This is a genomic window from Streptomyces luteolus, assembly GCF_029968015.1.
GTDB classification, from domain to species: Bacteria; Actinomycetota; Actinomycetes; order Streptomycetales; family Streptomycetaceae; genus Streptomyces; species Streptomyces luteolus.
On sequence record NZ_JASCIS010000004.1, the window covers coordinates 73,201 to 92,878 of the forward strand.

17 protein-coding genes and 1 tRNA gene are annotated in these 19,678 nt (G+C 69.6%); 12 read left to right on the forward strand and 6 right to left on the reverse strand.

All coding sequences use genetic code 11. From position 1 onward, the window contains the following. Positions 1–1,033: 1,033 nt before the first annotated feature. Positions 1,034–1,717 carry a phosphate signaling complex protein PhoU gene (phoU, locus tag QIT00_RS04895; protein ID WP_282533830.1) on the reverse strand — a complete coding sequence of 228 codons (684 nt, stop codon included), beginning with the start codon at positions 1,715–1,717 and terminating at the stop codon, positions 1,034–1,036. A 328-nt stretch (positions 1,718–2,045) separates the two neighbouring features. On the opposite strand from phoU, the gene QIT00_RS04900 reads away from it, so the two are divergent. Together QIT00_RS04900 and QIT00_RS04905 are read left to right on the forward strand one after the other, a co-directional pair. Then, positions 2,046–3,407: a sensor histidine kinase gene (locus tag QIT00_RS04900; protein ID WP_282533831.1), complete on the forward strand. Its 1,362-nt coding sequence runs from the start codon at positions 2,046–2,048 to the stop codon at positions 3,405–3,407. Next, on the forward strand, positions 3,404–4,084 hold the full coding sequence (locus QIT00_RS04905) for a response regulator transcription factor (RefSeq protein WP_007382946.1): 681 nt from the start codon (positions 3,404–3,406) through the stop codon (positions 4,082–4,084). The genes QIT00_RS04900 and QIT00_RS04905 overlap by 4 nt, the downstream gene beginning before the upstream one ends. Before the next feature lie 91 nt (positions 4,085–4,175). Here the strand turns inward: QIT00_RS04905 and QIT00_RS04910 are convergent, their stop codons facing one another. Beyond that, entirely contained in the window at positions 4,176–4,892 is a 717-nt protein-coding gene (locus tag QIT00_RS04910) for a copper chaperone PCu(A)C (protein ID WP_282533832.1), read from the reverse strand. A 609-nt stretch (positions 4,893–5,501) separates the two neighbouring features. On the opposite strand from QIT00_RS04910, the gene QIT00_RS04915 reads away from it, so the two are divergent. The 7 genes from QIT00_RS04915 (at position 5,502) to QIT00_RS04945 (ending at position 12,251) form a co-directional block, all read left to right on the forward strand. Then, positions 5,502–5,984 carry a CarD family transcriptional regulator gene (locus tag QIT00_RS04915; RefSeq protein WP_003953493.1) on the forward strand — a complete coding sequence of 161 codons (483 nt, stop codon included), beginning with the start codon at positions 5,502–5,504 and terminating at the stop codon, positions 5,982–5,984. Positions 5,985–6,295: 311 nt separating this feature from the next. After that, positions 6,296–7,066, forward strand: coding sequence for a 2-C-methyl-D-erythritol 4-phosphate cytidylyltransferase (gene ispD, locus QIT00_RS04920; protein ID WP_282533833.1), 771 nt, complete (start codon positions 6,296–6,298; stop codon positions 7,064–7,066). Then, entirely contained in the window at positions 7,056–7,559 is a 504-nt protein-coding gene (gene ispF / locus QIT00_RS04925; protein WP_282533834.1) for a 2-C-methyl-D-erythritol 2,4-cyclodiphosphate synthase, read from the forward strand. The genes ispD and ispF overlap by 11 nt, the downstream gene beginning before the upstream one ends. 73 nt (positions 7,560–7,632) lie before the next feature. Next, positions 7,633–8,037 (forward strand): PPOX class F420-dependent oxidoreductase, encoded by a 405-nt coding sequence (locus QIT00_RS04930; protein WP_282533835.1) that lies wholly within the window; start codon positions 7,633–7,635, stop codon positions 8,035–8,037. A gap of 87 nt (positions 8,038–8,124) precedes the next feature. Beyond that, positions 8,125–9,525: a cysteine--tRNA ligase gene (gene cysS / locus QIT00_RS04935; RefSeq protein WP_282533836.1), complete on the forward strand. Its 1,401-nt coding sequence runs from the start codon at positions 8,125–8,127 to the stop codon at positions 9,523–9,525. A 95-nt stretch (positions 9,526–9,620) separates the two neighbouring features. Continuing rightward, entirely contained in the window at positions 9,621–10,571 is a 951-nt protein-coding gene (gene rlmB / locus QIT00_RS04940) for a 23S rRNA (guanosine(2251)-2'-O)-methyltransferase RlmB (protein ID WP_282533837.1), read from the forward strand. 93 nt (positions 10,572–10,664) lie between these two features. Beyond that, positions 10,665–12,251, forward strand: a complete 1,587-nt coding sequence (locus QIT00_RS04945) for a DoxX family protein (RefSeq protein ID WP_282533838.1) — start codon at positions 10,665–10,667, stop codon at positions 12,249–12,251. A gap of 264 nt (positions 12,252–12,515) precedes the next feature. Here QIT00_RS04945 and QIT00_RS04950 read toward each other — a convergent pair whose 3' ends face one another. From QIT00_RS04950 to QIT00_RS04960, 3 genes are all read right to left on the reverse strand, one after another. Next, positions 12,516–13,277: a nucleotidyltransferase family protein gene (locus tag QIT00_RS04950; RefSeq protein ID WP_282533839.1), complete on the reverse strand. Its 762-nt coding sequence runs from the start codon at positions 13,275–13,277 to the stop codon at positions 12,516–12,518. A 33-nt stretch (positions 13,278–13,310) separates the two neighbouring features. Then, the gene (locus QIT00_RS04955) at positions 13,311–13,739 is read right to left on the reverse strand and encodes a hypothetical protein (RefSeq protein WP_408909727.1); all 429 of its coding nucleotides are present in this window, start codon (positions 13,737–13,739) and stop codon (positions 13,311–13,313) included. Positions 13,740–13,933: 194 nt separating this feature from the next. After that, positions 13,934–15,070, reverse strand: coding sequence for an ABC transporter ATP-binding protein (locus tag QIT00_RS04960; RefSeq protein WP_282533841.1), 1,137 nt, complete (start codon positions 15,068–15,070; stop codon positions 13,934–13,936). A gap of 322 nt (positions 15,071–15,392) precedes the next feature. Between QIT00_RS04960 and QIT00_RS04965 the strand changes: the two genes are divergently transcribed. Continuing rightward, positions 15,393–15,466: transfer RNA gene (locus QIT00_RS04965), tRNA-Thr, on the forward strand. 139 nt (positions 15,467–15,605) lie between these two features. On the opposite strand, the gene QIT00_RS04970 is transcribed toward QIT00_RS04965, so the two are convergent. Then, a complete protein-coding gene (locus QIT00_RS04970) occupies positions 15,606–17,207 on the reverse strand; it encodes a tyrosine-type recombinase/integrase (protein WP_282533842.1) in 1,602 nt (533 codons plus the stop codon). A gap of 337 nt (positions 17,208–17,544) precedes the next feature. On the opposite strand from QIT00_RS04970, the gene QIT00_RS04975 reads away from it, so the two are divergent. After that, positions 17,545–17,751: a DNA-binding protein gene (locus tag QIT00_RS04975; RefSeq protein ID WP_282533843.1), complete on the forward strand. Its 207-nt coding sequence runs from the start codon at positions 17,545–17,547 to the stop codon at positions 17,749–17,751. 545 nt (positions 17,752–18,296) lie between these two features. Further along, positions 18,297–19,214 carry a recombinase family protein gene (locus QIT00_RS04980; protein ID WP_282533844.1) on the forward strand — a complete coding sequence of 306 codons (918 nt, stop codon included), beginning with the start codon at positions 18,297–18,299 and terminating at the stop codon, positions 19,212–19,214. The last annotated feature ends 464 nt before the right edge of the window (positions 19,215–19,678 follow it).

Below are 19,678 nucleotides of genomic sequence, written 5' to 3' on the forward strand. Positions count from 1 at the left end.
CGCAGGCGTAAGCGATCGTCAGACACGCAGCGAAGACCCCGGATTCAGGCTGAATCCGGGGTCTCTTCGTGTTGCCCGCTATCGACTAACTTTCTGGTCACAGCGCTCTGAGGTGCTATCAAGGGCGCTAACGTTAGCGGTCCCTGTCGCTATCACTCAGCCTGCTGCTATCGCCGGAGCGCGCCACAGGGAGTGATAGAGCGAGCGACCTTCGGCCGCACGAGCTTTGGCAGCTCGCTCCGCTCGCGCGCGGTCGCCGCCGTCGTACGCAATCGCCGCCGCGCTCATCACCAGCCTGCGTGAATGAGACCACCGAGCCCCGGCGCCGGGGTGCTCTTCTTGGTTCGCGGGCACCGCGAGGTCACCCGTGGCGCAGCAGAGCTCCGGCAGCCTCCAGACGGGCAGCTAGGGTGGCCAGTACGGCGGTACCCGCGAGCGAAGCGAGTCCAAAGGGTCGTGCGGCCGAAGGCCGATCCTTCTTGCTCTTTCCCTCACTGACTCGCGGGAGTTCCGGAACCTCTGGGGAACCTCCGAGGCCAACCACCAACGACCGACAACGACCACCAACACCCGCCCGACCGCAGGTCAGTTGAGGTCCGCACCCCGCTGATCAGCCCCGAAAAACGGGCGGTCGAAACTCAGGGCAAGAAGAAGTAACCAGCCCTGAGCCGACTTCAGCACCTTGCCTGCGGAGTTCCCGCCGGCAAGGTGCTCTTGCTGCGCGGAGGGGGACAGAGCGCCTGTGAAGCGGCGGTTTGCCCAGTACGGGGTCATCCTGCTGGGCATGGTGGCGTGGGCGGCCCTTCACGAACCGACGTCAGCCATGTCGTCGGCCATCGGCTGGGCGTCCGTCGCCGTCCTCACCTGCTGCTTCGCACTCCGTGTCAGGAGAGAGATCCGGGCCGTCAAAGATGACAGCAGGCGGGCCCGAGAGCGCCGAGAAGGCCGCCGACGGAAACGGCGAGGGCCCCGTCCGTAGAGCAACCGAAGCAACGGACCGGGCCCCCGCCGGGCGGCAAGGCGGAACCGGGCGCTACGCCCCCGCCACCTCCGGCCCCGTAGGCGGCTGGAGTTCGTCCGCGTGTTCGCCCGTCACCAGGTACACCACGCGCTTGGCCACCGACACCGCGTGGTCCGCGAAGCGCTCGTAGTAGCGGCCGAGGAGCGTGACGTCGACCGCCGTCTCGATGCCGTGCTTCCAGCGGTCGTCCATCAGGTGCTGGAACAGCGTGCGGTGCAGCTGGTCCATCTCGTCGTCGTCGTGCTCCAGCTGCAGGGCCAGGTCGATGTCCTTGGTGATGATGACCTCCGCGGCCTTCGCCATCAGGCGCTGCGCGAGCTGGCCCATCTCCAGGATCGTGGCGTGCAGGTCGTTCGGGACGACGGACTCCGGGAAGCGCAGGCGGGCCAGCTTCGCGACGTGCTGGGCCAGGTCGCCGGAGCGCTCCAGGTCGGCGCTCATCCGCAGCGAGGTGACCACGATCCGCAGATCCGTCGCGACCGGCTGCTGGCGGGCAAGCAGGGCTATCGCCCGCGCCTCCAGGTCGTGCTGCAGGTCGTCGACCTTCTGGTCCGCCGCGATGACGCTCTCGGCGAGCTTCAGGTCCGAGTCGAGCATGGCCGTCGTGGCGCGCCCGATCGCCGACCCGACAAGGCGGGCCATCTCGACCAGGCCTTCGCCGATCGAGTCAAGTTCCTCGTGGTACGCGTCCCGCATGGAGTTCCCTCTCTGAGTACGTGCCGCCGGGGGCCACCAGCCCCCCGGACATCAGCTTCCGGGGCTGTGCCCCCACGCTCCCACGGTGCGGCCGGAACGCGACCGGGACCGGCACCCCATGTGAATCGCCTCTGTCTCCAAGGTGAACTCTGAGCGACGCGACCGCTGCCCCGGATGCCCCATACGCCCCACCTCTCCACCTGCGCCGATGCGGCCGCGCCACCCAAATGAACCACCCCCGTACCTCCGGTGAACTCTCGGCGACGAGTGTTCGAGATGACAGCTCGACCGGTATGGCCGGGCATCAGTCCGTGCATAACCTGAAGACATGGACGTGAACGCGGCGGTCGCCGCAGCGGCAGCGATCGCCGGGGTGTGCACCGGTGTGATCGCCATGCTGGCGTTCCGCTGGAGCGAGCGCGACCAGAAACGCCCCACCCGCACCTCCCTGCACACCGACGCCGTCCTCCCGCCGGGCGTGGACACGGTCCTCTCCGTGCTCCGCTCCTCCGCGGTCGTACTCGACGAGGCCGACGCGGTCGTCAAGGCCAGCTCGGCCGCGTACGCCCTCGGGCTCGTACGCGGCGGGAAGCTGGCCGTCGAGCCGATGCTGCAGATGGCCCGGGACACCCGCCGCGACGGCGAGATACGACAGGTCGAGCTGGACCTGCCGCGCCGAGGCACCGGCCGCGGCGACGCCCTCGCGGTCTCCGCCCGCGTCGCCCCGCTCGGCTCCCGGCTCGTGCTGCTGCTCGTCGAGGACCTCACCGAGGCCCGCCGCATCGAGGCGGTACGACGCGACTTCGTCGCCAACGTGTCCCACGAGCTGAAGACCCCCGTCGGCGCCCTGAGCCTGCTCTCCGAGGCGGTCATGGATGCGGCCGACGACCCCGAGGCCGTGGAGCGGTTCGCGGGCCGCATGCAGATAGAGGCCACCCGCCTGACCAACCTGGTCCAGGAGCTCATCGACCTCTCGCGCGTGCAGAACGACGACCCGCTCGAGGACGCCGAGCCGGTCCGCGTCGACGAACTCGTCACCGAGGCCATCGACCGCTGCCGCCACCAGGCCGGTACGAAGCAGATCACGATGGCTACGAATATGGCTGCGCCCGAAGGGCTCGAGCAGGGTGGTGGCGGGCGACGGGCGGGAGGCACGGCCGACCTGCATATCTGGGGAAACCGCGGCCAGCTCGCCGCCGCGCTCGGCAACCTCGTCGAGAACGCCGTGAACTACAGCCCGGCCCGTACGCGCGTGGGGATAGCCGCGCGCCGGGTCAGCGCCCCCGGCGGCGACCTGATCGAGATCGCCGTGACCGACCAGGGCATCGGCATCTCCGACCGGGACAAGGAGCGCATCTTCGAGCGCTTCTACCGCGTCGACCCGGCCCGCTCCCGGGCCACCGGCGGCACCGGCCTCGGCCTTGCCATCGTCAAGCACGTGGCCGCCTCGCACGGCGGGGAAGTCACCGTGTGGAGCTCCGAAGGACAGGGCTCCACCTTCACCCTTCGGCTGCCGGAGGCGGGCGCCGCCCGCGACCGCGGGCCGAGCCCCACCGGAATCACGGACCTCGACGGCGAGGAATCCGGCGAACCGGACCACGACCCAGAGAACGACACCCACACCGCTCAGCACGACCGTGAGGCTCGCGAGACCCGCGCGCCGATCCCTGCCCCGGAGGTCCTTCCGTGACCCGAGTGCTCGTCGTCGAGGACGAGGAATCCTTCAGCGATGCCCTGTCGTACATGCTCCGCAAGGAGGGCTTCGAGGTCGCCATCGCGGCCACCGGCCCGGACGGGCTCGACGAGTTCGAGCGCAACGGCGCCGACCTGGTCCTGCTCGACCTGATGCTGCCCGGCCTGCCCGGCACCGAGGTCTGCCGCCAGCTGCGCGGCCGCTCCAACGTCCCCGTGATCATGGTGACGGCCAAGGACAGCGAGATCGACAAGGTCGTCGGCCTCGAAATAGGAGCCGACGACTACGTCACCAAGCCCTTCTCGTCCCGCGAGCTGGTCGCCCGCATCCGCGCCGTCCTGCGCCGCCGCGGCGAGCCCGAGGAGGTCACTCCGGCCGCCCTGGAGGCGGGCCCGGTCCGCATGGACGTTGACCGGCACGTCGTCACGGTCTCCGGCTCCAAGGTCGACCTGCCGCTCAAGGAGTTCGACCTCCTGGAGATGCTGCTGCGCAACGCCGGCCGCGTCCTGACCCGTATGCAGCTCATCGACCGGGTCTGGGGCGCCGACTACGTGGGCGACACCAAGACCCTCGACGTCCACGTGAAGCGCCTGCGCGCCAAGATCGAGCCGGACCCGGGCGCCCCGCGCTACCTGGTGACGGTCCGCGGCCTCGGGTACAAGTTCGAGCCGTAGACCGGCCCGGCCACCGACGTACACGTACGCGAAGGGCCCCACCGCCTGACTCGGCGGTGGGGCCCTTCGCGTGCGTAGCGGGCGGCCCGCGTCAGTGGCCGGCGCCCTCGTGGGCGGCCGCGTCGGACGCGCCGTTCGACGGAGTGCCGTTGGCCGGGTCGCCGTTCGCGCCGTCGCCAGCGCCCTCGGTGGCGCCTCCGGTGGCGCCCTCGGTTGCGCCCTCGGTGGGCTTGCCGGTGGCGCCGCCGGTCGGCGTCGCGGTCTTGCTCGGCGTGGCCTCGGGGGCCGCGGGGACCTCGCTCGGGCCCCACTTCTTGAAGTAGCTGGTCGCGGGCACGACGAACGTCTTCATCTTGACGTCGCCGGTCTCGCTGAAGGAGAAGGTGACCGGCTGGGCGTTGCCGTCCTGAACGGCCTCAGGGCTGCTCGGCAGGGAGGCGGAGGCGTTGCCCGCGCCGCCGATGATCAGGGAGCCGCCGGCCGGGATGGTCAGCGGGCCGCTGCCCTTGGCGGGCTTGAGCTCGGCGGCCTTGTCGGCGCCCTCGACCTTGATGGACTCCAGGGTCTGCGCCGTGTCCCCGTTGTTGAACACCGTCGCGGAGATCGCCGCGGGACCCGTCGACTTCGGGTCGGGCTGGGTGATCACGATCGCGTTCTGGATCTTGATGTCGCCGACCTTGATCGCGGCGTTGTCCGGCTTGATCTCAAGGGTCTGGGCGTTGTTGCCCGCACCGCACGCGGCGAGGGTGGCGATGGCGAACCCGAGGGCGGTGGCGGCGATGGTGCCGCGTCGAAGGCTGCGGCTCACGGCGGCGGCAACTCCTTGAACGTGGGCGGTACGGGACGGCTGTTGTGGCCGTCCGTAGTGATCTGACAGCGCGCTTAGATTACCGAGCCCCCGTCGGAGCGCCGCACCCGACCCGCCCCTACGTCGCCCGCCGTCCGCAGTGGAGCAGGGGTATCGACCCGTGCCGTGATGTGGCCGAATGCGTGTGGTTCGGGATTCACATATCCATCGCGTCGACCGCTCGGTGGATTTCAGGTAAGGAATGCGGGGCGGTCCCAGGAATTGATCTTCACGCCTCGCCTGATCAATTCTGGATTCTCGCCACAAGCGTTCACACTTGTCTCGAACGGCTCTCAGGACACCGAACGGAGTAGCGGAAACCACTCTCTTCGAAGTGTGCAAACCGGGACGTTCGACCTCTCGAGAGGGGTCGCGGGCATCTGTGGCGGCCGTGTTTCAGGTTCCCCGGACAGCCGCTCCGACCTGCGAATACCCGCCTCCGGAAAGCCCGCGCAGCACGATCCTGGCACCGTTGTCAAGCCCCGAGATGCGCCCTGACCTGCGAAAACGCCATTCAGAAGAGGCAGTTCTCGTGTTAGGATGGATAGCCACGGAAGGGGTACCTGTCACATGACGTTCAAGGTTGGCGACACCGTGGTCTATCCCCATCACGGGGCCGCGCTGATCGAGGCCATCGAAACTCGCCAGATCAAAGGCGTGGACAAGACCTACTTGGTGCTGAAGGTCGCCCAGGGCGATCTGACGGTTCGTGTGCCAGCGGACAATGCGGAGTTCGTCGGCGTACGCGACGTTGTCGGTCAGGACGGGCTCGACCGGGTCTTCGAGGTGCTGCGCGCGCCGTACGCCGAGGAGCCCACGAACTGGTCCAGGCGCTACAAGGCAAATCTCGAGAAGCTCGCCTCCGGCGATGTCATCAAGGTCGCTGAAGTGGTGCGTGACCTGTGGCGTCGCGAGCGGGAGCGCGGACTGTCCGCCGGTGAGAAGCGCATGCTCGCCAAGGCGCGGCAGATCCTGGTGAGCGAGCTGGCCCTCGCTGAGAACACCAACGAAGACAAGGCCGAGGCTCTGCTCGACGAAGTCCTCGCGTCCTGACGCAGTACCGGTAACACCATGCCGCGGTGCCCGCTGACCAGCCCTGGCTGACCTCCAGACAGGCTGTGTCGCCGGGCACCGCGGCATGTTCGGACCAGCGTGTTCGGACAACCTGCCCGTACTCGCTGCCCGTACTTGCCACTGGCTGCCCGTATTTGCTATTGGCGTGAACTGGCGCCCAGCCTCGACCGATGGTCACGGAAAGGGTCACGGTCAAGAGCTGCGCGCCTGGCCCTCGGCCTGTCGGCCGGGGGCGTTCGCTGAGGCCATACCCACGTCGCCCGAGGACACAAACCCTGAACGCGGACCAGATGTCAGACGAAACCCAGTCATCCTCGAACTCCCCGAAGCCCGCCCGTACGGCCGCGGTGATCCCCGCGGCCGGCCGGGGCGTGCGGCTCGGGCCCGGCGCCCCCAAGGCGCTCCGCACCCTGGGCGGCACGCCCATGCTGATCCACGCCGTCCGGGCGATGGCCGCGTCCCGTGCCGTATCGCTCGTCGTCGTGGTCGCACCGGCCGACGGCGCCGCCGAGGTCAAGTCGCTGCTCGCCGACCACTCGCTGCCCGACCGCACCGACTTCCTCGTCGTGCCCGGCGGTGAGACCCGGCAGGAGTCCGTCCGGGCAGGCATCGACGCGCTGCCGCCGGACATCACCACCGTGCTGGTGCACGACGCGGCCCGCCCGCTCGTGCCGGTCGACACCGTCGACACCGTCGTGGAGACCGTCACCGCCGGCGCCCCCGCCGTCGTTCCGGCGCTGCCGCTCGCCGACACGGTCAAGGAGGTCGAGCCGGCCGCCGAGCGCGGCGCCCCCGAACCCGTCGTCGCCACTCCCGTACGGGCCCGGCTCCGCGCGGTGCAGACGCCGCAGGGCTTCGACCGGGACGTGCTCGTACGCGCCCACGACAGCGTCGAGCTGAACGGCGAGGGCGCCACCGACGACGCCGGGATGGTCGAGCAGCTCGGCCTGCCCGTGGTCGTCGTCCCCGGTCACGAAGAGGCGTTCAAGGTGACCAGGCCGCTCGACCTGGTCCTGGCCGAGGCGGTCCTGGCGCGCAGGAGGGCGAACGATGGCTTCTGATCCGTTGACGAACGTCCCGCTGGTCGGCATCGGCACCGACGTGCACGCCTTCGAGCAGGGGCGCGAGCTGTGGTGCGCCGGGCTGCTCTGGGACGAGGCGGCGAGCGACGGGTACGGCCTCGCGGGCCACTCCGACGGTGACGTCGCCGCGCACGCCGCCTGCGACGCGCTGTTCTCCGCCGCCGGCGTAGGCGACCTCGGAGCGCACTTCGGCACGTCCCGCCCCGAGTGGGCCGGCGCCTCCGGCGTCACGCTGCTCACCGAGGCCGCGCGGATCGTGCGGGCCGCCGGTTACGAGATCGGCAACGTGTCCGTGCAGGTCATCGGCGTACGTCCGAAGGTCGGCAAGCGGCGGGACGAGGCGCGCAAGGTGCTGTCCGAGGCCGTCGGGGCGCCGGTCTCCGTGTCCGGGACGACCACGGACGGCCTCGGTCTGACCGGGCGCGGCGAGGGGCTCGCGGCGATCGCCACGGCGCTGGTCCTCCGGGTCTGAGGCCCGGCCGCTGGGTACGGTGACTGCGCGGGACGGGCTCCCCGCCCCGCGCAGACCCGCACTGGGAGGCCAGATGTCCGCGCAGCTCTCCGAAGCCCTGAAGTCCCTCCTCGACACCCCCGTCTTCGTCACCGTCGGCACCGTCCAGCCCGACGGCAGCCCGCAGCTGTCCCCGGTCTGGGTGAAGCGGGACGGGAACGACGTGCTCTTCTCGACCACCCTGGAACGCCGCAAGGAGAAGAACATGCGGCGCGATCCCCGGGTGAGCGTCGTCGTGCAGCCCTTCGACGCCCCGTACACGTACGCGGAGATCCGCGGCAGCGCCACGATGACCACCGAGGGCGCGCAGGAGCTGATCGACGAGCTGTCCCTGAAGTACACGGGCAAGACGTACGCCGAGTTCAATCCGCACGCCGCCGAGGACCGTCCGCGGGTGGTCGTGCGGATCACCCCGCGCAAGGTCGTCGGCCGGATCTGAGCGGCGGCGCCCGTACCGCGTCACAAACTGGTCCCGTGGCCCGGAAAGGGGCGCGGGGCACTCCTTCCGGCCCACTACCCTTGATGCGTGACTATTCGCCTGTACGACACCAGCGCCCGGCAGATTCGCGATTTCACCCCGCTCACGCCGGGCTGTGTCTCGATCTACCTCTGTGGCGCGACCGTGCAGGCCGCCCCGCACATCGGGCACATCAGGTCGGGGCTCAACTTCGACATCATGCGCCGGTGGTTCGCGTACCGCGGCTATGACGTGACGTTCGTGCGGAACGTGACGGACATCGACGACAAGATCATCAAGAAGGCCGCCGAGCAGGGCAGGCCGTGGTGGTCGATCGGGTACGAGAACGAGCGCGCGTTCAACGACGGATACGCCGCACTCGGCTGCCTCCCGCCGACCTACGAGCCGCGCGCCACCGGGCACATCACCGAGATGGTCGAGATGATGCGCGGCCTGATCGAGCGCGGCCACGCCTACGAGGCCGACGGCAACGTCTACTTCGACGTCCGCTCGTACGAGAACTATCTGGAGCTCTCCAACCAGGACCTCGACGATCTGCGGCAGCCCTCCGGCGACGGTGAGACCGGCAAGCGGGACCCGCGGGACTTCGCCATGTGGAAGGCGGCGAAGCCGGGGGAGCCGAGCTGGGAGACGCCGTGGGGCCGGGGCCGTCCGGGCTGGCACCTGGAGTGCTCGGCGATGGCCCACAAGTACCTGGGCACCGCCTTCGACATCCATGGCGGCGGGCTCGACCTGATCTTCCCGCACCACGAGAACGAGATCGCGCAGGCCAAGGCGTACGGAGACGAGTTCGCGCGCTACTGGGTGCACAACGCCTGGGTGACCATGGCCGGGGACAAGATGTCGAAGTCCCTGGGCAATTCGGTGCTCGTCAGCGAGATGGCCAAGAAGTGGCGGCCCATCGTCCTGCGCTACTACCTCGGCACCCCGCACTACCGCTCGATGATCGAGTACAGCGAGGAGGCGCTGCGCGAGGCCGAGTCGGCGTTCGCGCGGATCGAGGGCTTCGTGCAGCGCGTCACCGAGAAGGCCGGGAAGACGGTCCCGCTCGCGCCCGAGGTGCCGCTCGCGTTCGCCGAGGCCATGGACGACGACCTCGGGGTGCCGCAGGCCCTCGCGATCGTGCACACGGCCGTCCGGCAGGGCAACTCGGCGCTCGCGGCGGACGACAAGGAGGCCGCCGTCGAGCGCCTCGCCGAGGTCCGCGCCATGCTCGGCGTCCTCGGCCTCGACCCGCTCGACGAGCACTGGGCCGGGGAGAGCGACCGGGGCGACGATCTGCACGGCGTCGTCGACTCCCTCGTACGGCTCGTGCTCGACCAGCGCGAGTCGGCGCGGGCCCGCAAGGACTGGGCGACCGCCGACGCCATCCGGGACCAGCTCGGCCAGTCCGGGCTCGTCATCGAGGACAGCCCCGACGGACCGCGCTGGAGCCTCGGCCCCCGCTGAGCCCGCCCGATCCGCTCGGAAACTGGCCGCCCGGTCCTCCGGGCGGCACACTCACTTATACGTACGTACGCAAAGCTTCAGGAAACAGGTAGGTCATGGCCGGGAACAGCCAGCGCAGGAACCGCCGCACCAGCAACAAGAAGGGTGCGACGGTCGGCAGCGGTGGCCAGCGGCGTCGCGGCCTGGAGGGCAAGGGCCCGACCCCGCCCGCTGAGATGCGCAAGAAGCACAAGAAGAACCGCATCGCCAACGCCAAGGCCAAGCAGGCCGCCCGCCGTCCCGTCGCGCGCCGCGGCGGCAAGGGCACGTCCGAGCTGGTCGTCGGCCGCAACCCGGTCGTGGAGGCGCTGCGCGAGGGCGTGCCCGCGTCCACGCTGTACGTCCTGCAGTACATCGACAACGACGAGCGGGTGCGCGAGGCGCTGCAGCTCGTCGCCGAGCGCGGCGGCATCAACCTGATGGAGGCGCCGCGCGCCGAGCTCGACCGCATGACGAACGGCCTCAACCACCAGGGCCTCGTCCTCCAGGTCCCGCCGTACGAGTACGCGCACCCGGAGGACCTGGCGCACGCCGCGTTCGACGAGGGCGAGGACCCGATGATCGTCGCCCTCGACGGCGTGACCGACCCGCGCAACCTCGGTGCTGTGGTCCGTTCCGTGTCGGCCTTCGGCGGTCACGGTGTCGTGGTGCCGGAGCGGCGCGCGGCCGGCATGACCGCCGGGGCGTGGAAGACCTCCGCGGGCACCGCGGCGCGTACGCCGGTGGCGCGGGCGACGAACCTGACGCGCGCCCTGGAGGCGTACAAGAAGGACGGGCTCGTCGTCGTCGGCCTCGCCGCCGACGGTGAGCACGAGGTCGGTGAACTGGAGGCGCTCGACGGCCCGGTGGTGATCGTGGTCGGCAGCGAGGGCAAGGGCCTGTCCCGACTCGTCGGCGAGACCTGCGACTTCAGGGTGCGGATCCCGATGCCGGGCGGCGCCGAGTCGCTGAACGCCGGTGTCGCCACGGGCGTCGTGCTCTACGAGGCGGCGCGGCGCAGGAGTTGAGCCCCGCGCGGGCGGCGGGTGTACGCGCCTTGACGCGGCCCGGACAGATCGGGGCGGTCAAGGCAGTGTCCTAAGCACACATCACTCGGTTAGATGAGTGTGGACACCAGAACACCCCGCACATCCGCAGGGGGAGGCCCGTCGGGATTCGACGACGGACCCGCGCTGAGCATGGTGAAGGTGCCGTGCGACCCGGCCCAGGTCATCGTCAATCACGCGAGCTTCCGCGTGCAGCTCCCCACGGCTCAGCAGACCCAGTCCCCGCGTATCACACGGCAGTTGGCGGTCGCCGGGCTCGCCGCGGGCGTACCCGCCGGAGCGGGAGCCGCGGTCGGCGCCGCTGCCGGGCGCCGTCGCGCCCCCGTCGTCTGGAGCGGGAAGTCCGTGCCCGGCGACCCGGGCGCCAGCGGTCTCCTCCAGGCCGTGCGCACCACCGGCGTGCAGCACGACGGCTCCCTCGACGGCACTGCCGATCCCGCAGGGGCCGCCACGCAGGTCATCCCGCGCGTCACCGAGGCCGCCCCGCCGCCGCACGTCATCGGCCCGCGCGAGCCCGAGGGCAGCGACACCCGGATCCTGCCCCGCGTGCAGTCCTCGGGCAGCGCGTACGACGAAGAGGCGTACGCGTACGAGGAGTTGGTGCCCGAGGACGCTTCGTACGAGGAGAGCGAGGAGCGGACGCCGCGCCGCCACGGCAACGACTCCGTGCGCCACGCGTACTACCCGGGGCGGCGGTTGAACCTCGGCGTGGTGCTGCTTCCGCTGCGCGTCTTCCTCGGCTTCATCTCCATCTACGCGGGCATGGGCAAGCTCTGCGACCCCGTCTACTTCGATGGCGGCGAGCGCGGCTCCATGGTCAAGTGGCTGAATTCGCTGCACCCTTGGGCGCTCGCCGAGCCGATGCGGGACTGGGCGCTCGCACACCCCGTCGGCGCGGGTCTCGTCATCGCCTTCCTCCAGGTCATCGTCGGTGTGCTGACCGTGCTCGGCCTTTGGCAGCGGGCGGCGGCCGTCGTTGGCGGGCTGCTCTCGGCCGCGCTGCTCGTCACGGTGAGCTGGAAGTCGGTGCCGGTCTACGACGCGCCGGACATCATCTACCTCGCCGCGTGGAGCCCGCTGATCATCGCGGGCGCGCCGGTGTACTCCGTGGACGGCTGGCTCGCCAGCGAGGCCTGGCGGCGGCTCGGGCCGCGCGCCGAGCTGTGGGAGCTGCGCCGCCGGGTGCTGCGCCGCGGCTTCCTGGTCGGCACCGTGGTCGTCGGGATCACCCTGCTCATCGGCTCGCTCCTCGGTGGTGCGGTGCGGGACGCGGACCGTGTGACCGCGCCCGGGCCCGGCGAGGCCCCGCGCAACGAGCAGCCGGGCTCGCCGCTGCCGTCCGAGCCGAAGGAGCGCCGTACGGAGCGTCAGACCCCGTCCGCGACGACCGGCGCCCCGACGCAGGGCAACACCACGACACCGTCGGCGCCCGCGTCCACGCCCGGTACGGGGGCGAGCGAGTCGGGCTCGGCCGACAGCCGGCCGAGCCAGACCGCCGGTGCGGGCACGGGCCAGCAGCAGCCCCCGCCGCAGGAGTCGGCGCCGCCGTCCACCAGCAGCGGCCCCACGTCCAGCGGCGGCACGGGCAGCGGCGGCACGGGCAGCGAGGAGCCGGGTCTTGTGGGGGGCCTGCTCGGCTAGGCCCTGTCCGGCGGATCTTCGCGGAACAGCCCGCGGCGTCATGGGGGACCCCCTGCTCTGGGGGTCCCCCCCGGCCGAAGGCTGGGGGAGCGTGCCAGGCATCGTGGGCCCGCGAAGATCCGCCGGACAGGCCCTGGGCTCCCAGGCCGCGGAGACGGTACGGGCCGGGCCCGGCGCATCAGGGATGTGCGCCGGACCCGGCCCGTACTTTGTGCGCGCATACCGTCCGGTGCGGCTTGTGCGCACAAGCCGCACCGGACGGCCTCAACGGCTCTGTGCGGCCAGCTCCTTGGCGGCTTCGGTGAGGTCCTTGGCGGTGTCGATGGCCCGCCAGTACGCGCCCTGCGGCAACGGATAGCCGGCCAGGCGGCGCTGGCGGGCGAGGCGCGGGAACGTGGTGCGCTCGTGGTCGCCGCGGTCGGGCAGGAGCGCGGCGAAGCCGGGCGAGAAGACGTAGACGCCCGCGTTGATCTCGTACGAGACGCGCGGGGACTCGATGAAGTCCGTGATGTGGCCGAAGGCGTCGGTCTCGACGGCGCCCCAGGGGAGCCGCGGCCGGGCCAGGGCGAGCGTCGCGGTGGCGTCCCGCTCGGTGTGGAAGGCGGCCATCTCGCGCAGCGGGAAGCGGGTCCAGATGTCGCCGTTCGTCGCGTACCAGCCGCGGTCCGGGTGCGGCAGGTGCGCGGCCGCGTACTTGAGGCCGCCGCCGCGGCCGAGGGGCTCATCCTCGACCACCGTCGTGACCCGCAGGGGGAGTTCGGCCTTCTCCAGCCACTCCTGGAGTACGCCGGCGAGGTGGCCGCAGGAGATCACGGCGTCGGTGACGCCCTCGGCGGCGAGCCAGGAAAGCTGATGGCCGATGATCGGGACCCCGGTTCCGGGGATCTCGACCATCGGCTTCGGTCGGTCGTCGGTGTACGGGCGGAGCCTGGAGCCCTGGCCTCCGGCGAGGATGACGGCCTGTACGGGGGTGGCGGCCTGTACGGGTGTGGCGGCTTGTACGGACGTGGGGTGCGGGTCGGTCATGCCCGCACCCTAGGCGCAGCCCTCTCGGGAGGGTCAGACCGAATGTGCGACACCGGTCGCGAACGCCGTGTCGCAGACCGGGCGGGCGTAGGACTGGGCGCGGCTCGGGCCGTACTGGCGGACCGCCGCACGGCCGAGGGCGCGGGCGATCCAGGCGCAGTGCTTGGCGAGCGACGGGCGTGCGTCGACCTCCTGTTGGAGTGTGGTGAGGGCGACTCCCGGGTTCTTCTCCTGCAGTTCGAGCAGGAGCCGGTCGCGCAGGGCTTCCTGCGGGGCGCGGGTCTTGGCGGGGGTCGAGACGTCCTCGGACGACGCGGTGAGCACCGACTGCGAGCCACCCGACCAGTTGACCCGGGTGACCGCGAGCGTCCCGGACAGGACGAGGACGACGGGGAGGACAAGAGCGAGGGTTCGGCCGATTCGGCGGGCGCTTTGGTTCACGTGCGTGAGCGTAGCGGTCAGTGATGATTTGGAGACATTTGGTCACCGGAATGGGCGACGGTTCGAGGGAAGATTTCGAATCAGGTGTTGACGTACGGAGTTCGAAAAGGGCGTTCTGCCGGGGTATTTGTCGACTCGGTCGCTGTTGTTCCCGTGCGCGTACGACAGCGGCCCCGCACCGAAGTGCGGGGCCACCGGGCCATGTTGGGCCAGGATCAGTCGCTGAGGCGCTCGCCGGAGGACGTGGCGAAGACGTGGGTCTCGCCCGGGCGCGGCACGACGTGCAGCTGGGAGCCCTTCTCCGGGACGGCGCGGCCGCTGACGCGGACCACGAGGTCCTTGGGCTCGCCGCCGACGTCGGCGGTGCCGTAGACGTAGCCGTCGGCGCCGAGTTCCTCGACGACGTTCACGGTGATCGCCAGACCGGCGGGGGCCTCCGCGCTGTCCTTGCTGAGCGACTTGGCGGCCTCGCCGTTCTGCTCGACCACGTCGAAGTGCTCGGGGCGGACGCCGACGGTGACCGTGCGGTCGCCCTTGTCGGCGGCGGCGGTGAGGGCCTCGCGGTTCACCGGGACCACGGAGTTGCCGAACTTCACGCCGCCGTCGGTGATCGGGACCTCGACGAGGTTCATCGCGGGCGAGCCGATGAAGCCGGCGACGAAGAGGTTGGCCGGACGGTCGTACATGTTGCGCGGCGAGTCCACCTGCTGGAGGAGCCCGTCCTTCAGGACGGCCACGCGGTCGCCCATCGTCATGGCCTCGACCTGGTCGTGGGTGACGTACACCGTGGTGATGCCGAGGCGGCGCTGGAGCGAGGCGATCTGCGTACGGGTCGAGACGCGGAGCTTTGCGTCGAGGTTCGACAGCGGCTCGTCCATGAGGAAGACCTGCGGCTCGCGGACGATGGCGCGGCCCATCGCGACGCGCTGGCGCTGACCGCCGGAGAGCGCCTTGGGCTTGCGGCCCAGGTACTCGGTGAGGTCGAGGATCTTCGCGGCGTCCTCGACCTTCTGCCGGATCTCCGACTTCGGGACGCCCGCGATCTTGAGCGCGAAGCCCATGTTGTCGGCGACCGTCATGTGCGGGTAGAGCGCGTAGTTCTGGAACACCATGGCGATGTCCCGGTCCTTCGGCGGCAGGTGCGTGACGTCGCGGTCGCCGATGCGGATCGCACCGCCGTTGACGTCCTCAAGCCCCGCGAGCATGCGCAGGGAGGTCGACTTTCCGCAGCCGGAGGGACCGACGAGGACGAGGAACTCGCCGTCCTCGATCTCGATCTCCAGTCCGTCCACCGCGGGCTTGTCGGAGCCCGGGTAGATGCGGGTCGCCTTGTCGAACGTGACAGAAGCCATGGCTGTGAAGCCCCCTTCACCGGCAGGAACGTGCCGGACGATCCGAGTAAAGGAAGTGGCTGCGCCGCATCGTTGCGGTGCAGTGGTGTAGACCGGTCGGGCCGGACTGGCAGTGACAGTACCCGCCGGATTCGCCGGTGTCAGCAGTCGTACGGCAACTCGCGCAGCTCGCACGCCCTGCTACGGACGGTCGGCAGACACGGGAGCCCCGGGCAGGGAGCCCCGGCGCCGAGGGCCCCTGGGCCGCCTTGTCCGTGGCCCGCGAGGACGCCCCCTGTGTAAAGTGTGGAAACCGCCGCGCCGCCTGCTCGACCGCGGCCGCGCCTCCTTAGCTCAGATGGCCAGAGCAACGCACTTGTAATGCGTAGGTCGTCGGTTCGAATCCGACAGGGGGCTCTGCATGGAAGCCAGGTCAGATGCCGTCTGACCTGGCTTTTTCTCTTCAGTAGACGATCAAGGGCCCTCCGTGAACGAGTGCGGAGGGCCCTTTGCGTGAGCGTGCGTGCGCGTGTTTGGCCGAGGTTTGGCCGGAGGGTCAGGCGGCTGTTTCGGTTGGGCCGGAGGCGGTCCCGTCGGCCGCCTCGGACTCGCTCTCCTCGCCGTCTGCCCCGGCCCCTTCGAGAGGAGCTTCCTCCGGGGGCAGTTGCTTTTTCCGGGACCTGGGCACGACGGCCAGCGTGGCGGCTGCCGCCTCGCGCTCGACCTCCTCGGCGACGCTGGTGTAGATGTCGGCGGTGACTTTGATCGAGGAGTGTCCGAGGCGCTGCTGCACGACTTTGATGTGGACGCCGGCCAGGAGTGCGAGTGAGGCTGAGCCGTGGCGCAGGTCGTGCAGCCGGACGGGCGGCAGGCCGACCTTCTTGTAGAGCCGCTCGAAGCGGTCGGAGAAGAACTGCGGGTGGTACGCGGATCCGTCCTCCTTGGTGAAGATGCGGCCCGAGTCCACGTAGGGGCCGTACTTCTCGGGGTCGGTCCGGTGTTTCTCCTCCCAGTCCTCGCGCTCGGTCCGCTGCGCCTTGCGCCACCAGCGCAGGAGTTCGGTGGTGTCCTCGTCGAGGGAGATGTCGCGGATGCGGTCGTTCTTCGGGGTGTCCTCGTACGCCTCCCAGGAGACGGCGACGATCTGTTCGGTGACGTGGATGACGGCTTCGTCGAGGTCTGTCTCGCTCCAGGGCAGGGCGCAGGACTCGCCTCGGCGCAGCCCGATGAAGGCGACGAGGTGCCACAGCGGGTAGAGCCGGTCGGGGACCACGGAGTCGAGGAACTCGCCGGTCTGGGCGGCGGTCCACACCATGACCGGGCTTGGCTTCTCGCCCGTCGCGCGCCACGTCTCCACGCGGGACTTGGTCCACAGCAGGGGCTTGGGCGGGCGGTAGGAGGGGAGTTCGACGTAGCGGGCCCAGTTGTCGCTGATCAGCTTCTGGCGCTGGGCGGACTGGAGGGCGGAGCTGAGCGCGGCGTTGATGCGGCGCTGGGTGCCGGGGCCGGTGGGCTTGCGGGGCTTGGCGAGCGCCGACTTGAGGGCGTTCTGGGCTTCGTGCCAGGCACTCTTGAGTTGTGGGTCTCGTGGGGCGAGGGCGTCCTTCCACGCCTTGTGGGCGGCTCGTTCGGCGGTGATGGCGTCCGCGGCTTCCTGCTGGTTCTTGCGGCGCCGGTCATTCTCCGCGCGGATCGCGGCGTACATGTCCTCGATGTGCCGGGTGCGCAGGTCGCGCAGTTTGTGGTGGCCGAGGTGCGGGACGAAGATCCGGTGGACGTAGTCGTCGTAACTGTGGTTCGTGGAGCGCTTGGTGCTCTGCTTGGCCCCCAGCCAGCGCGTCAGGTACTGCTCGACGGTCTCGTCGGAGAGGACGTCGACGCCTGCGTGGGCGAGGTCCCAGACTTCTTGGGCCGCGTCTTCCGCCTTCTTCTTGGTGGCGAACCCGCCCTTGCGTGGTCGGCGGCGGGCTCCCTTGGGGCCGAGCGGCAACTCGACGCAGTAGAACCAGGTGCCGTGGTCCCGCTTCTTGAGAAGGGGGCAAGTGCGGCCGACGACAGTGGTCTTGGGGTCCCCCTTCTTGTCGAGGACCGGCTGCCCGTCGTCGTCGAGGACCGGCTTGCGGCAACCGCAGAGTCGGTGGACGTAGCCCTTGAACACGCATCCCTCCCGTGGTGCGTAGGCGCTGCGAAGCGCCGCGATCCTACGTGTAGGCAGAACTATTGCTTATCGCGGTGAAGTGCGGCCCTCGATCGCGTCAAGGGCCAAGAAGCAGCGGATAGCTGACGCCCGAACGTGCGTGGGCTTGGCCGTCACACGTGGAGGCAGTGGATCGGATGCATGGGGTTTCTGGCATCCGGATCTTGTGGCCTGCCTGAGGAGAATCTAGAGTCTTCCGGGGTTACCTGGGAGGCGCGGGGGCGGAACGGGAGCGCACGAACGTGCTCGATCGACAGCTTTCAGCCACCTGTCATGTCGCTGCTGCGGCGGTGCGCGCATGGCTATGACACGTGAAGAGCTGCTCGCACTGCCTGTCGCCGTCGACGTCCTGACCGCCGGCCGGGCATTCGACCTCGGACGGAACACCACGTACGACCTGGTCAAGGCCGACGAGTTTCCCGTGCCTGTGCACATCTACGCCGGGGTGAAGCGGGTGATCACGGCGGACCTGTGGCGGGCGCTCGGCGTCACTCCCTCCACGTAGCGTCGTGGGAGTTGTGGCGGTTCGCATGGCCCCCTGCGGCATGCGCGAGCTATCGGCGGCGCACCTATAAGGCATCGCATCGTCTCCACGGAAGCGGCCCTGGGTGTGGGATGCGGCACAAGCCGCAGGCCTGCGTGCGACTCGCCTGCCATGTTCGGGCGCTGCTGTACGAATTCCGTACAGCAGGAGCCGCCGGACGGGTCGGGCCTGTCGAACGCGCCTCTACCTGCGCAAGTGCGCACCAGGCGTCCTGAGGGAACCTCAGGCATCCCTATATGCCTAGGCAAGAATCGAACACGGCGACTCGCTGGTAGGGCCTCTTAACCCGTTAGTCCCAATAGACGGGGGAGTGGCAGCGTCGCTACAGTCCACGGAGTTACCCAGTGCGCTACCAGTGCAGTTGAAGCACCGCTAGTGGTTCACCGGCAGGGCATGGAGCGAGCCGCTTCGCCCAAGGGGTGACAAGTGGAACATCTAGGGAAGACAGTGGAGGGGCTTGTCATACCCTTTGTCCTGCTGGGGGAGATGTTCGGGCTGGAGAGGGTATGAGGGCTTACGGCCACGAGAACGATGGAGTCACCAAGGTCCCACACGAGGCGGAGTACCTCGTAGCTGCAGCTCGCAAGCTCCTCGAGGAGGAGGGGGCGACGCTGGGGGGCGTCGCGGAGTGGATGACGGAGAGCGCCGGTCCGACGGTGTCCGGCCGCCCGTGGTCTCCCACTACGCTGCGTCGGCGACTGAGGAATCCCGCAATCGCGGGACTGCGGCGAAACACCGAAGGGGAGCTGGTCGAAGGGCCGGCGGAGCCCCTCATCCCTCGCGAGCTCTTCGAGGCGATCGACCGTCACTTCAGGCAGAACGAACGCGGTCAGGTGCCTCAGCACGTCTACTTGCTCTCTGGCGGCACGGCCCAGTGCGACCTGTGTGAATCGCCGTTGGTGTCTCGCTCGACTTCCAAGGGCGCCCGCGGCTACATGTGTGAGGCCGAAGGGTGCGGCAAGATCTGGATCTCCGCCCCACCGTTGGACGAGTACGTTGCCGAGCGCATGCTGGCCAAGCTCTCCCGGCCCAACACGTTGCAGAAGCTCGCCGCCGCCCGAGACAGGATTGTCTCGGCAGCTGAAGGGGCGAGCCGTCAACTCGGCGAACTCGACCTGCGCCGGAAGGAGTTGGCCGAACAGCTCGGAGCGGCCAGCCTTCGGATGCTGGACTACCAGACTGCGGTGAAGAGTCTGGAAGGGAAGCGCAAGGCGGCGTTGGCGGTCCAGCGTCGCAGCAAGTACCTGGGTGAGTTGCCCGAGTTGACGCAGGAAGGCCTCACTGAGTGGTGGCACCACACCGCTGGTGACGAACAGCGGCGAGCCCTCCTGCAGTTGGTCGTCGAGCGAGTCCGTGTGGAGCCTGCGACTAAGCGGGGGTCCAACAAGTTTGATGAACAGCGCTTCAACATCGTGTACCGGTAAGCGGCTTGCCGGTCGGCACGCATGAGCTGAACCGGCAGACCCGCACCTGATCGCCACTGGTCTGGACCCATGATTGCGCGCCCCTCGTGGACCGGCATACGCTGACGCCTCATCACGGGTAGCGCGCACGCACATGCCGTCGGCATGTCTGTGCGCGTCCGCCACTGCCGGGCGGTGACTCGCAGCGCGACACCAAGTCCGCGCCTGGGTATAGGGGTTGAAACGTGACAACGGGCGGCTCGTCGGCAGGGGCGGAAGCGGGATGCGACGAGACGAGCGGGGCGGGCGCGGACGACGAGGGCTCCGAACTGTACGACTTCATCATCGCGGTCCTTGGCGGAGGAGATGTGGAGCCTGATCCTGATGGTGATCCTCTTTTGCCCGAAAGATCTGTGTAGGCAATGTAGAGATCTAGAAAGTGGGATGAAGGGCACCTCAACGCTTTCATGATGAAAAAAGCTTGA